General features: G+C 72.7%; 12 protein-coding genes and 9 pseudogenes. 11 read left to right on the forward strand and 10 right to left on the reverse strand.

Annotated features, from left to right (window positions below):
• Window positions 1-959: 959 nt before the first annotated feature.
• The 6 genes and pseudogenes from G5V59_RS28745 to G5V59_RS28770 all read left to right on the forward strand — a co-directional run bounded on the left by G5V59_RS28745 (window position 960) and on the right by G5V59_RS28770 (window position 4,131).
• A pseudogene (locus G5V59_RS28745) lies at window positions 960-1,602 on the forward strand (response regulator transcription factor).
• A gap of 77 nt (window positions 1,603-1,679) precedes the next feature.
• A pseudogene (locus G5V59_RS28750) lies at window positions 1,680-1,778 on the forward strand (hypothetical protein); the annotation flags it as partial.
• A 116-nt stretch (window positions 1,779-1,894) separates the two neighbouring features.
• Window positions 1,895-2,416, forward strand: coding sequence for a sugar phosphate nucleotidyltransferase (locus G5V59_RS28755; RefSeq protein ID WP_278260119.1), 522 nt, complete (start codon window positions 1,895-1,897; stop codon window positions 2,414-2,416).
• Window positions 2,395-2,610: a hypothetical protein gene (locus tag G5V59_RS28760; RefSeq protein WP_278258773.1), complete on the forward strand. Its 216-nt coding sequence runs from the start codon at window positions 2,395-2,397 to the stop codon at window positions 2,608-2,610. Before G5V59_RS28755 ends, G5V59_RS28760 begins: the two co-directional genes overlap by 22 nt.
• The gene (locus G5V59_RS28765; RefSeq protein ID WP_278258774.1) at window positions 2,607-3,116 is read left to right on the forward strand and encodes a hypothetical protein; all 510 of its coding nucleotides are present in this window, start codon (window positions 2,607-2,609) and stop codon (window positions 3,114-3,116) included. Before G5V59_RS28760 ends, G5V59_RS28765 begins: the two co-directional genes overlap by 4 nt.
• 67 nt (window positions 3,117-3,183) lie before the next feature.
• Window positions 3,184-4,131 (forward strand): annotated as a pseudogene (locus tag G5V59_RS28770) (ribose-phosphate diphosphokinase).
• Window positions 4,132-4,215: 84 nt separating this feature from the next.
• On the opposite strand, the gene G5V59_RS28775 reads toward G5V59_RS28770, so the two are convergent.
• Both G5V59_RS28775 and G5V59_RS28780 read right to left on the reverse strand, forming a co-directional pair.
• Window positions 4,216-4,407, reverse strand: a complete 192-nt coding sequence (locus G5V59_RS28775) for a hypothetical protein (RefSeq protein WP_278258775.1) — start codon at window positions 4,405-4,407, stop codon at window positions 4,216-4,218.
• A gap of 5 nt (window positions 4,408-4,412) precedes the next feature.
• On the reverse strand, window positions 4,413-5,342 hold the full coding sequence (locus G5V59_RS28780; RefSeq protein WP_278258776.1) for a hypothetical protein: 930 nt from the start codon (window positions 5,340-5,342) through the stop codon (window positions 4,413-4,415).
• A gap of 403 nt (window positions 5,343-5,745) precedes the next feature.
• Between G5V59_RS28780 and G5V59_RS37875 the strand changes: the two are divergent.
• The 5 genes and pseudogenes from G5V59_RS37875 to G5V59_RS28800 form a co-directional block, all read left to right on the forward strand.
• Window positions 5,746-5,817, forward strand: a pseudogene (locus tag G5V59_RS37875) (50S ribosomal protein L25); the annotation flags it as partial.
• Between the two features lie 130 nt (window positions 5,818-5,947).
• Window positions 5,948-6,433, forward strand: a complete 486-nt coding sequence (locus tag G5V59_RS37880) for a hypothetical protein (RefSeq protein WP_341351057.1) — start codon at window positions 5,948-5,950, stop codon at window positions 6,431-6,433.
• 1 nt (window position 6,434) lies between these two features.
• Window positions 6,435-7,032: pseudogene (gene pth, locus G5V59_RS28790) on the forward strand (aminoacyl-tRNA hydrolase).
• Window positions 7,033-7,486: 454 nt separating this feature from the next.
• Window positions 7,487-8,221 carry an inositol monophosphatase family protein gene (locus G5V59_RS28795; RefSeq protein WP_278258777.1) on the forward strand — a complete coding sequence of 245 codons (735 nt, stop codon included), beginning with the start codon at window positions 7,487-7,489 and terminating at the stop codon, window positions 8,219-8,221.
• Window positions 8,222-8,293: 72 nt separating this feature from the next.
• Window positions 8,294-8,395, forward strand: a pseudogene (locus G5V59_RS28800) (VOC family protein); the annotation flags it as partial.
• A 90-nt stretch (window positions 8,396-8,485) separates the two neighbouring features.
• On the opposite strand, the gene G5V59_RS28805 reads toward G5V59_RS28800, so the two are convergent.
• From G5V59_RS28805 to G5V59_RS28840, 8 genes and pseudogenes are all read right to left on the reverse strand, one after another.
• Window positions 8,486-8,830, reverse strand: a complete 345-nt coding sequence (locus G5V59_RS28805) for an alpha-ketoglutarate-dependent dioxygenase AlkB (RefSeq protein ID WP_341351327.1) — start codon at window positions 8,828-8,830, stop codon at window positions 8,486-8,488.
• Window positions 8,827-9,111, reverse strand: a complete 285-nt coding sequence (locus G5V59_RS28810; RefSeq protein WP_278258778.1) for a hypothetical protein — start codon at window positions 9,109-9,111, stop codon at window positions 8,827-8,829. The genes G5V59_RS28805 and G5V59_RS28810 overlap by 4 nt, the downstream gene beginning before the upstream one ends.
• 52 nt (window positions 9,112-9,163) lie before the next feature.
• Window positions 9,164-9,538: a hypothetical protein gene (locus G5V59_RS28815; protein WP_278258779.1), complete on the reverse strand. Its 375-nt coding sequence runs from the start codon at window positions 9,536-9,538 to the stop codon at window positions 9,164-9,166.
• Between the two features lie 39 nt (window positions 9,539-9,577).
• Window positions 9,578-10,144, reverse strand: coding sequence for a hypothetical protein (locus tag G5V59_RS28820; protein ID WP_278258780.1), 567 nt, complete (start codon window positions 10,142-10,144; stop codon window positions 9,578-9,580).
• A gap of 104 nt (window positions 10,145-10,248) precedes the next feature.
• A pseudogene (locus tag G5V59_RS28825) lies at window positions 10,249-10,822 on the reverse strand (RtcB family protein).
• On the reverse strand, window positions 10,726-11,121 hold the full coding sequence (locus tag G5V59_RS28830) for an RtcB family protein (protein ID WP_278260121.1): 396 nt from the start codon (window positions 11,119-11,121) through the stop codon (window positions 10,726-10,728). The pseudogene G5V59_RS28825 and the gene G5V59_RS28830 overlap by 97 nt, the downstream one beginning before the upstream one ends.
• Before the next feature lie 16 nt (window positions 11,122-11,137).
• Window positions 11,138-11,365 (reverse strand): annotated as a pseudogene (locus tag G5V59_RS28835) (RtcB family protein); the annotation flags it as partial.
• A gap of 165 nt (window positions 11,366-11,530) precedes the next feature.
• Window positions 11,531-11,770 (reverse strand): annotated as a pseudogene (locus tag G5V59_RS28840) (GNAT family N-acetyltransferase); the annotation flags it as partial.
• Window positions 11,771-11,784: the final 14 nt, after the last annotated feature.

Here is an 11,784-nt window from a genome sequence, read left to right on the forward strand (position 1 = left end):
CCTGCTCGGCACGACGATCGAGCCCCGCTACGCCACCTCGCCCAGCGGCGTGCGCTGGATGCGCGACCCGGCCCGGTGGCGCAACGTCGGCTTCCTGTGGTTCTCGGCGTCCGGCGGCTTCGCGATGTCGCTGCTGCCGGTCGCGCTGCTGACCGCGCCGCTCACCTGGCTGGTCCTCGCGCTCAGCGGCGCCGGGCTCGTGTGGCTGCTCCTGCTGCTGCTCGGCGGCCCGGCCCTGGTCGCGTGGTGGTTCGTCACCCCGCCGCTGGTGCGCGCGCGGGCGCTGACCGAGCGGGCCATGCTCGGCGGCTCGCGCGTGGCTCGGCTGGAGGAGCGGGTCGAGCGGGTCGAGGAGTCGCGGGCGGAGAGCCTGGACCACTCCGCCGCGGAGGTACGACGCATCGAGCGCGACCTGCACGACGGCGCCCAGGCCCGGATCGCCTCGGTGGGCATGAACGTCGGCCTCGCCGAGAAGCCTCATCGCCACCGACCCCGACGCCGCCGCGGCGCTGCTGCGCGAGGCACGGGAGACCACCATGGACGCCCTCGACGACCTGCGCAGCGTGGTCCGCGGGATCCACCCGCCGGTGCTGGCCGACCGCGGGCTGGCCGGTGCGGTCCAGGCGCTCGCGCTGGCGCTCCCGGTGCCGACGTCGGTCTCGATGGAGGTCCCGCGGCTGCCGGCGCCGGTCGAGTCGGCGGCCTACTTCGCGGTCGCCGAGTGCCTCGCCAACACCGTCAAGCACGCCCGCGCCGGACGCGCCTGGGTCACCGGCCGCTACGACGGCGACCGGCTCCGGATCACCGTCGGGGACGACGGCCGCGGCGGTGCCGACGCCACCGGCTCCGGGCTGACCGGCGTCGCGCGCCGGCTGGACGCCTTCGACGGCGACATCCGGGTGCTCAGCCCGGCCGGTGGCCCCACCCTCGTCGAGCCTGGAGGTGCCGTGCCGGACACCCTGAGGGCGGTGCTGGCCGAGGACCGGGCGCTGCTCCGCGTCGGACTCACCCGGATCCTGGAGGCCGGCGGGATCGAGGTCGTCGAGGCGGTCGACAACGCCCCCTCGCTGACCCGGGCGCTGGGTCGCGAGGACATCGACATCGCGGTGGTCGACGTACGGCTGCCGCCGACGCACACCACCGAGGGCCTGGAGGCGGCGACCGCGGTGCGTGCGGCGCGACCGGCGTTCCCGGTGCTGGTGCTGAGCCAGTGGGTGGAGCCGTTGTACGCCCGGCAGCTTGCTGGCCGGGGGAGAGGGCTCGATCGGCTACCTGCTCAAGGACCGCGTCGCCGACGTCGATGCCTTCCTGGCCGCCGTGCGCCAGGTGGCCGAGGGCGGCACCGTGCTCGACCCGGAGGTGGTCGCGGCGCTGGTCTCGGCCCGCAGCCGCCCGCTCGACCGGCTCACCGAGCGCGAGCGCGAGGTGCTCACGCTGATGGCCGAAGGCCGCTCCAACGCGGCGATCGCGGCCCGGATGGTCGTCACCGAGAAGGCCGTCGGCAAGCACACCAACAACATCTTCACCAAGCTCGACCTGCCGCAGGCCTCCGACGACAACCGGCGCGTCCTGGCGGTCCTGGCCTGGCTCGACGGACGCTGAGCCGCCCGGTCTAGTGTGGCGGGCGTGAGTGAGCAAGCCTGACCGTCATCGTCCTCGCCGCCGGCGGGGGCACCCGGATGAAGTCGAAGACCCCGAAGGTGCTCCACCGCATCGGCGGGCGCAGCATGGTCGGTCACGTGCTGGCCGCGGTCGGCACGCTCGACCCGGCCCGGGTGGTCGCGGTGGTCGGGCACCAGCGCGAGCCTGGTCGGGCCGCACGTCACCGAGGTGCGCGCCGACGCCGTGCTCGCCGTGCAGGAGGAGCAGACTCGGCACCGGGCACGCCGTCCGGATGGCCCTGGAGGCCCTCGACAGCCCGCCGCGCGAGGGCACCGTGCTCGTCGCGGCCGGAGACACCCCGCTGCTCGCCGGCGAGACGCTGCAGGCCTTCGCCGAGTTCCACCGCGCTGCCGGCGCGGCCGTCAGCATCCTCAGCGGCATCGTCGCCGACCCCCACGGCTACGGACGGATCGTGCGCGACGCGAGCGGTGCGGTCGAGGCGATCGTGGAGGAGAAGGAGGCCAGCGACGAGCAGCGCGCGATCACCGAGATCAACTCCGGGATCCTCGCCTTCGACGCGGCCTTCCTCGCCGACGCCGTCGGGCGGATCGGCAACGACAACGCCAAGGGCGAGTACTACCTCACCGACGCCATCGGCCTGGCCCGCGGCGACGGGCTGACCGTCGCGGCGCACCCGGTCGAGGACGCCCTGCAGACCGAGGGCGCCAACGACCGCGCCCAGGCTCGCCGAGCTCGGCCGCGAGTCTCAACCGCCGCATCGTCACCCGCTGGATGCGCGAGGGCGTCACCGTGATGGACCCGGCGACGACGTGGATCGAGGCGGACGTCGTTCTCGCGCCGGACGTGACGATCCTGCCCGGCACCCAGCCTGCTCGGCACGACCGTGGTCGCCGAGGACGCCGTGATCGGGCCGGACACCACCCTGGAGCACTGCGAGATCGGCGCCGGTGCGCGGGTCGTGCGCGCCCACGGCCAGGCTCGCCGTGATCGGCGCCGGCGCCACGGTCGGGCCCTTCGCCTACCTGCGGCCCGGCACGCTGCTCGGCAAGGACGGCAAGATCGGCACCTTCGTGGAGACCAAGAACGCCACGATCGGCGAGGGCGCCAAGGTCCCGCACCTCTCGTACGTCGGCGATGCCGAGATCGGCGACGGCACCAACATCGGTGCCGGCACGATCTTCGCCAACTACGACGGGGTGAACAAGCACCGCACCAAGGTCGGCAAGCACGCCAGGACCGGCTCCAACAACACCTTCGTGGCCCCGATCGAGATCGGAGACGGTGCCTCCACCGGCGGCGGCACGGTCGTGCGCCGCGACGTCCCCGCGGGCGCGCTGGCCGTGAGCACCTCGCCCCAGCGCAACCTGGAGGGCTGGGTGCAGAGCCGCCGCGCCGGCACCGCGCAGGCGCAGGCCGCGGCCGCCGCACTCGATGAACAGTCCGAAAACGGGCGGGGACTTGGGGACGGTGCCGCGGAGCGGGCAGAATCGTAGGCACCACCTCCGGCGACCAGGGGAGTCAGGCGTGACGGGCTTGAAGCGGACGACCGAGAAGAACCTGATGGTCTTCTCCGGACGAGCACATCCCGAGCCTGGCGGAGGAGGTCGCCGAGATCCTCGAGCAGCAAGCTCGTGCCGACCGAGGCCCGCGAGTTCGCCAACGGCGAGATCTACGTCCGCTACGACGAGTCGGTGCGCGGCTGCGACGCCTTCGTCATCCAGAGCCACACCACTCCGATCAACGAGTGGATCATGGAGCACCTGATCATGGTCGACGCGCTCAAGCGCGCCTCCGCCAAGCGGATCACCGTGGTCATGCCGTTCTGGGGCTACAGCCGGCAGGACAAGAAGCACCGCGGTCGGGAGCCGATCTCCGCCCGGCTGATGGCGGACCTGTTCAAGACCGCCGGCGCCGACCGGATCATCACCGTCGACCTGCACGCCGACCAGCTCCAGGGCTTCTTCGACGGCCCCGTCGACCACCTGATGGCGCTGCCGCTGCTGACCGACTACATCAAGGAGAAGTACGGCGACCAGCCGCTCGCCGTGGTCTCCCCGGACGCCGGCCGGATCAAGGTCGCCGAGCGCTGGTCGGCCCGCCTCGACGGCGCGCCGCTGGCGTTCATCCACAAGACGCGTCGTACCGACGTCGCCAACGAGGTCGTCGCCAACCGCGTCGTGGGTGAGGTCAAGGACCGCATCTGCGTGCTCACCGACGACATGATCGACACCGGTGGCACCATCGTGAAGGCCGCCGAGGCACTGATGGCCGACGGTGCCGCGGGCGTGATCATCGCCGCGACGCACGCGATCCTCTCCGACCCCGCGGTGGACCGGCTCAAGAACAGCACCGCCACCGAGGTCGTCATCACCAACACCCTCCCGGTGCCGCCGGAGAAGCAGTTCGACAAAGCTCACCACGCTGTCGATCGCGCCGCTGGTCGCCCGGGCGATCCGCGAGGTGTTCGAGGACGGCTCGGTCACCTCCATGTTCGACGGGCACGCCTGACCGGCTCAGGACCGCGCAGCACGCACGTCTGCGGCGTTGGCGCCGCACGCACCGGACGGCCCTGAGCCGGTCGGGTGCAACCTGTCACTCCTCGTCGAGGGAGCGCACGAACGCGCCGAAGCCCGGCAGCGTGAAGCGCACCAGCCCGTGCCCGACGGGTTCGATCACGCCCTTGTCGATCAACCGCTCGCGCGGGACGCTGATCGCGCGCGAGTCGACGCCCATCCCGGCGGCGATCGCGGCCCGGGTGACGTTGCCGTCCCCGGCGGCGGCCATCGCGCTCAGGAACTGCTTGTCGAGGCGGGAGGCGGCGCCCCACCGCGCGCGGTGCATGGCCGCGAGCCTGGTCCCGGGCGACGGGCAGACCACGTTTGACGGCGGTGAGGGTGAGCCGGTCGCCGGGGGCGGGCTCGGCGGCCTCCCAGGTGGTGCTGCCGAGCAGCCTGGATGAGGTAGGGGTAGCCCTTCGACTCCTCCACGATCGCGCTCAGCGCGGCGGGGGACCAACCGACCCCCTCCGCCTCCGCGGGGCCCACGAGGGCGGCGCGGGCATCGTCGGCGGACAGCACGTCGAGCGAGACGTAGGTGCTCCGCTCCCCGAAGGTCGCAGCCCGGGTCAGTGCCTCGGGGGTGACCGGGAGCCCGGCCGCGACGACGGCGAGCGGGTTCTCGGCGCGCTCGCCGTCGAGGTTCTGCAGGGCGTTGAGCAGCACCGACATCTCGTCGGCGGACGCGGTGTGCAGGCTCGTCGAGGAGGAGCAGCAGCCCGGCCCCGCCCCGCGCGCGGACCGCGGTGGCGGCGTCGTGCAGCAGGGTCTCCAGCATGCCGATGGCGGCGTGCGGCGGCGCGGCGTCCTCGCGCCGTCCGACCTGGGCCGAGACCCGCGCCCCCGGTACGCCGACCTCGACGGTGAGTCGTTCCAGCCTGGCCGCGCCAGCGCTGCCCCGCCGCCCCGGACGGCACGGCGTCGGCCCGCTCCAGGGCGCGCCCGATGCTGTGCGCCACCTCGGCGAGGACGGGCTGCTGCCGGGTGCAGGCCACCCAGGCGGTCACGAAGCCGGACTGCGCCGCCCGCTGCTGGCCGGCCCGCAGCAGCGATGTCTTGCCGATGCCGCGCGGAGCGTGGAAGACGAGCAGCGGTCCGCCGAGTCTCGCCGAAGGTCACCACCCGGGCGAGCAGGCCCTCGATCCGGTGCAGGCTCGACGGCACGGCCGGCCAGGATCCGCGGCACCTGGCCGGGGGTGTAGGGGTTGCGCACCATGAGGTCTCCCGAGTCTGGATACTTCTTTATACTTCGCCAAAGTATAAATGCGTATAACGAACTGTCGGCGATTTTCGCCGAGCGCACGCCGTTGGGTAGTCTCTCCCGGTTGCCTCGGCGAGGGACTCCCGCTTCTGTGACTCCGTGATCGACTGGGCCGGTTCGTCTTGTACGACGCCGCGCGCCCTGCCGGTCATCGGGCCAGGGAAGCGCGGCGTTTCCTCGTTCGCGGCCGCGCACCGCCCCCGACGAACCCAGGAGATTTCCCCATGAGCACCGAGAAGATCAAGGCCGAGTCTGCGCACCGAGTTCGGCAAGGGCGCCGCCCGCCGCATCCGCCGCGAGCACAAGATCCCCGCCGTCGTCTACGGCCACGGCAACGAGCCGATCCACCTGAGCCTCCCGGGCCACGACACCATGATGGCGATCAAGCACGGCGGCGCCAACGCGCTGCTCGAGCTCGACATCGACGGCGACACGCAGGCTCGCGCTGACCAAGCAGGTCCAGGTCGACCCGGTCCGTCGCGTCCTCGAGCACGTCGACTTCGTCGCCGTGAGGCGCGGCGAGAAGGTCACCGTCGACGTCCCGGTCCACATCGTCGGCGACGCCGCCCCCGAGACCCTCGTCGTCACCGAGAACGCGACCGTCCAGGTCGAGGCCGAGGCCACCCACATCCCGGAGCAGTTCGAGATCTCGATCGAGGGCGCCGAGGCCGGCACCCAGTTCCTCGCCGGCCAGGCTCGACCTGCCCTCGGGCACCACGCTGCTCACCGACGCCGAGACCCTCGTCGTCAACGTGACCGCCGCGCAGACCGCCGAGGCCCTCGAGGCCGAGCCTGGAGGAGGCCGAGGCCGAGGCCGGCATCGAGAAGGACGAGCCCGAGGCCGCCTCCGACGAGGCCGCCGAGGCCACCGAGGGTGGCGACAGCGAGTGACCCTCAGCCGGCTCAGGTGGTTCCTGGGCCGACTGATCTCCCCGGCGCGGTCCGCCGCGCCGGGGAGCTCCGCATCTCCCGCCGAGCACCCCTGGAGCGATGACGTGACCGACACCGACGTGTGGCTCGTCGTGGGTCTCGGCAACCCCGGGGCGTCGTACGCCGGCCACCGGCACAACATCGGCTACCTGGTGGTCGACGAGCCTGGCCCGCCGGATGAGCGGCACCTTCCGCGCCCACAAGACCGGCCGTGCCGACGTCGTCGAAGGTCGCCTGGGTGTCCCCGGCGCCCCCGCCCCGCGGGTGGTGCTCGCCAAGTCCCGCTCGTACATGAACGAGTCCGGCGGCCCGGTCAAGGCGCTCGCCACGTTCTACAAGGTGCCCGCCGAGCGCGTCATCGCGATCCACGACGAGTCTGGACATCGACTTCGGCACGCTGCGGATCAAGAAGGGCGGCGGCGACAACGGCCACAACGGCCTCAAGTCGATGCGCTCCTCGCTCGGCACCGGCGACTTCTTCCGCGTCCGCGCCGGCATCGGCCGCCCGCCCGGGCGGCAGGAGGTCGCGGACTTCGTGCTGTCGAACTACTCGACCACCGAGCGCAAGGGAGCCTGCCCTTCCAGGTCGACTCCGCCGCCGACGCCGTCGAGACCCTCATCGCCGAGGGCCTCGAGCGCACCCAGCAGAAGTTCAACTCCTGACCCTCCCGCCGACTTGGGGGTTCCCCCCGTCGACTTGGGGGTTCTCCCTGTCGACTTGGGGGTTCTCCCTGTCGACTTGGGGGGGTTCTCCCTGTCGACTTGGGGGTTCTCCCTGTCGACTTGGGGGTTCTCCCCGGCCGGGTGGTCGTAAAGTCCCAACTCGCGGGTGCGAAGTCCCAACTCGCGGGTGCGAAGTCCCAACTCGCGGGTGGAAAGTCCCCACTCGCGGGGCGTCGCTAGGGTGACCGGGTGACTTTCGAGCCTGGTGCCCCCGCTCCCGAGGTCGTCGCCGACGACCACCGATTCGCCGCCTGGCTGGCCGAGGCCGCCGGACGCCGGCTGCTGGAGGTCCGTGGCGAGGGCCTGACGGGCAAGGAGCCTGAAGGACGCCGGCGACCGGGCCGCGCACCTGCTGCTCACCGACCTGCTGGCGACCCACCGCCCCGACGACGCGGTGCTGTCGGAGGAGGCGCTGGAGAGCGCGGCCGACAAGGACGCCCGGCTGAGTGCCGACAAGGTCTGGATCGTCGACCCGCTCGACGGCACCCGGGAGTTCTCCGAGCCGCCGCGCGACGACTGGGCGGTGCACGTGGCGCTGTGGCAGGCCGGCCAGCCTGGTCGCCGGCGCGGTGGCCCAGCCCGAGCCTGGGGGAGACCTTCAGCACCGGTATGCCGCCCGTCGTACCCCCGCGCACGTCGAGCCGTCCGCGGATCGCCGTCTCGCGCACCCGCCCGCCGGCCTTCGTGGAGGCGCTGGCGAAGGAGCCTGGACGCCGGTCTGGTGCCGATGGGCTCGGCGGGGGTGAAGATGATGTCGGTCGTGCGGGACGTCGCGGACGCCTACGTGCACGCCGGCGGGCAGTACGAGTGGGACTCGGCCGCACCGGTCGCGGTCGCCCGGGCCGCGGGCCTGTTCACCTCGCGGGTCGACGGCAGCGAGCCTGGTCTACAACCAGGCCGACGTCTACCTGCCCGACGTCATCGTGTGCCGCCCCGAGTCTGTCGGAGCGGATCCTGGCCTTCGTCGCGGCGCACGGCACGGACTGAGGCCGGCCATGGCGTCGTTCGTCTCGCACACCACCGTGGACTGCACCAACGCCTACGAGCCTCTCCGAGTGGTGGAAGCCCGTGCTGGGGTACGTCGACCTCGACGGCGACCCGAACCTGCCCGGCCACGTCGAGTGCATGATCCGCGACCCCGAGACCGGCCACCAGCCTGCTCTTCATCGAGGTCCCCGACGCCAAGACGGTCAAGAACCGGGTGCACCTCGACCTGCGCCCGCGCGAGCGCACCCGGGACGAGGAGATCGCCTGGCTGCGGGAGTACGGCGCCACCGAGGTCGCCGACCACCGGGGCATCCACGGCCCCGGCTCGGGCTGGGTGACCTTCGCGGACCCCGAGGGCAACGAGTTCTGCGTGGTCCGCTCGCTCGCCGAGCCTCGCGGCGCAGGACTAGAAGACGTTCAGCGGCCGGAACTGCACGGAGATCCGCGGGCCGGCCGCGGCCACCTTGGGCACCGCGTGCTCCCAGGTGCGCTGGCACGAGCCGCCCATCACCACCAGGTCGCCGTGGCCCATCTCCACCGCGAACGACTCCGCGCGCCGCTCGGGGTCCCGCGGGCGCAGGTGCAGCCGGCGCGGGTCGCCGAGCGAGACGATGGCGACCATCGTGTCCTGCGTGGAGCCGCGGCCGATGGTGTCGCCGTGCCAGGCGACGCTGTCGCGCCCGTCGCGGTAGAAGCAGCAGCCGGCGGTGCGGAAGGGCTCGCCGAGCTCCGCGGCGTAGTGGGCGCTCAGGCTCCTCCCGGGCCGCGGTCAGCCCGGGGTGCGGCAGACTCGTCGCCGATGACGTAGGTGTGCACCAGTCGCGGTACGTCGACGACCCGGTCGTACATCGCGCGCCGCTCCGCGCGCCACGGCACCTCCGCGACCAGCGTCGCGAAGACGTCGTCGGCGTCCGGAAGCCAGTTGCGCGCCACGTCCACCCAGGCGCCGCCGCTCAGTGGGCGGCGCTCGATCGAGGTCGTCCGGCCGGCGGCCGGGGCGTCGAAGAGGCTGCTCTGGAAGTCCACCGACATGGACCCAGCCTAGCGCAGGAGTCGAACAGGTGTTCGGATCCTGCGCGGGTTGTCAGGCGCCGATGTCGGCGAGGTGGCCGAGCGGCGCGACCGGCGTCCCGGTCTCCTCGCAGACCCACTGCGGGTCCGGGCCGCCGAGGTCGGGGTCGACGTGGAGGGCGTGCACCGGCCCCTTCTCGCAGCGCGAGCACACCGGCCAGAGGCCGTCGCGCCGGTCCCGCCCGAACTGGTCGGCCAGCGCGTCCTGGACGTCCTGCGCGATCAGCCCCGCGATGTACGGCGCGCCCTCGGCCCACTGCTCCAACCACCACCGGCGCTCGGAGCAGGCGTCCTCGAGCAGGGTCACCGACGCCGGCGTGTCGAGTGCGCGGGCGGCCAGGTCGGCCAGCACCTGCGCTCGTGCGGTGTAGATCACGCTGTCGTCCACGGCCCCATTGTGTGCAGGGCGCACAACCTCAGCGAACGCTCAGGCTTGCGGGAGCAGACTTCTCCAGACTCGGCGGCGATGTTGTTGCGCGCCGCCGCCTCCCAGGCCGCGATGCCGTGCTCGGTGTGGAAGAGCCTGCGGCTTCGCGGCGAGACCTGGCTCAGCACGTCGGCCCGGCCGGCGGCGAAGACCTCGTCGGGCAGGTGGGCGTACTCCTTGCGCACCGCGGCGACGTACTCCTCGTAGCGCTCGGGCGGCGCCGCCAGGATCGACAGGTCCGCGTCGCTGAGCGCGCACCCGTTGGCGTCGTGGGTCTCTGGGCGGTGGTGCTCGGTGAGCCGCACCAGGCGGACCACCTCGGCGAGGGTGGCGGCGTCGACGAGCGGCGCGAGCGCCTCCTCGGCCCACGAGGCGGATCGCTCCTCGGCGTCCCGCTCGCCGTCGTAGATCGCGTCGTGGAACCACGCGGCCAGCCTGGACCGGCACGGTGCCGAAGCCGGCACCGGCCGCGGCCAGCTCGTCCAACCGGGCGAGCACCTCCCGCAGGTGCCGGACGCTGTGGTGCCCGCGGCTCGGGTCGTCGTAGGCCGCCAGCAGGCTCCGCACGCAGCGCGTCGGCGCCGCTCAGGGGCCAGGGCAGGTCGGGATGGTCGTCCTCCATGCGTCCATTCAAACCGACCGCCCCGGCCCCTGTCACCGACGGGTGCCGATCAGTCGCCCTTGACGTTCACGATCTGACGCAGCGTGTGCCGGACCTCGACGAGGTCGGCCGCGTCGGCCATCACCCGGTCGATGTCCTTGTACGCCGCCGGGATCTCGTCGATGAACGCATCGGTGTCGCGGTACTCGATCCCCGCCATCGCCGCCCGCAGCCTGCTCGCGGGTGAACGTCCGGCGGGCCCTGGAGCGGGAGTGCTCCCGCCCCGCGCCGTGCGGCGCAGAGTGCAGCGCCACCGGGTTGCCCCGTCCGCTCACGACGTACGACGCCGTCCCCATCGAGCCCGGGATCAGCCCGGGCCGCCCGCGCTCGGCGTTGATCGCGCCCTTCCGCGAGAGCCACACCTCCCGGCCGAAGTGGGTCTCCTGCTCGGTGTAGTTGTGGTGGCAGTTGATCTCCTCGGCCCGCTCGACCTCGTCGGCCGAGCCGAGACCGACCCACTCCGCGAACTGGCGGACCACCCGGTCCATCATCTCCTCGCGGTTGAGCAGCGCGTACCGCTGGGCCCACCGCATCTGGTGGATGTAGGCCCAGAACTCGTCGGTGCCCTCGGCGAGGTAGGCCAGGTCCTTGTCGGGGAGCCTTGATCCACCACTTCTCGCACAGGCTCGCGCGCGAGGTTGATGTGGTGCTGCGCGATCCGGTTGCCGACCCCGCGCGAGCCGGAGTGGAGGAAGAGCCACACCCGGTGCTCCTCGTCGAGGGTCACCTCGATGAAGTGGTTGCCCGACCCGAGGGTGCCCAGCTGGAGGTCCCACCGCTTCGCGTAGCGCCCCGGCTCGAAGCCGGCCTGCTCGGCGGCCTCGGTGAGTCTCGGCGAGCCGGCGCTCGGTGTGCTCCCGCGAGATCTTCCGGTTGGCGGCACCGGCCGAGAGCGGGACGGCCCGCTCGATGGCCTCGCGCAGCGGTCGCCGGTCGGTGGGCGACTCGTCGGCGACGTACTGCGTCCGGACGGCGATCATGCCGCAGCCGATGTCCACGCCGACCGCGGCCGGGATGATCGCGCCGAGGGTCGGGATGACCGAGCCCACCGTCGCGCCCAGGCCCAGGTGGGCGTCCGGCATCAGCGCGAGGTGCGGGTAGATGAACGGCATGCTCGCCGTCGTCATCGCCTGCTCGCGGGTGCCCTGCTCGAGGATCGAAGCCCAGGCTCAGGAGGCTTCGGGGTGATCTTCTCCATGGTGGTGTCCTGCGTCGTGGCCCTTCTCGTGTGGTCGGCCCGCCGGGTGCGGGCCGGTCGAGGACGCTACGTCGCGAGAAACGCCTTGCGCCTGCTATTTCCGCAGAGGTAGCCGCATCCAGGCCAGGTCCGGGCCGCCGTCCTCGCCGGCCGTCCGGTGCGTCTCGGTGAACCCCTGCCGCTCGTAGAAGGCCCGCGCCGCGGCGTTGCCCGCCACGTGGGCGAGCCGGATCGCGCTCGCCCCCGCGGCCGGCCCCTCGACCACCGCACGGAGCAGGGCGCGGCCGGCGCCGCCGCCCTGCTCCGAGGGCAGCACGTAGAGCCTTCCAGACGTCGACCACGTCCCCG

The organism is Nocardioides convexus, assembly GCF_011090295.1.

What these genes read in the sequence shown, in the direction of transcription:
- G5V59_RS28755 (WP_278260119.1), top strand. Translation starts at nt 1,895, where the DNA reads ATGGCCCTGGAGGCCCTCGACAGCCCGCCGCGCGAGGGCACCGTGCTC.
- G5V59_RS28760 (WP_278258773.1), top strand. Translation starts at nt 2,395, where the DNA reads ATGCGCGAGGGCGTCACCGTGATGGACCCGGCGACGACGTGGATCGAG.
- G5V59_RS28775 (WP_278258775.1), bottom strand. Translation starts at nt 4,407, where the DNA reads ATGGCCGCCGCCGGGGACGGCAACGTCACCCGGGCCGCGATCGCCGCC.
- G5V59_RS28810 (WP_278258778.1), bottom strand. Translation starts at nt 9,111, where the DNA reads ATGTCGGTGGACTTCCAGAGCAGCCTCTTCGACGCCCCGGCCGCCGGC.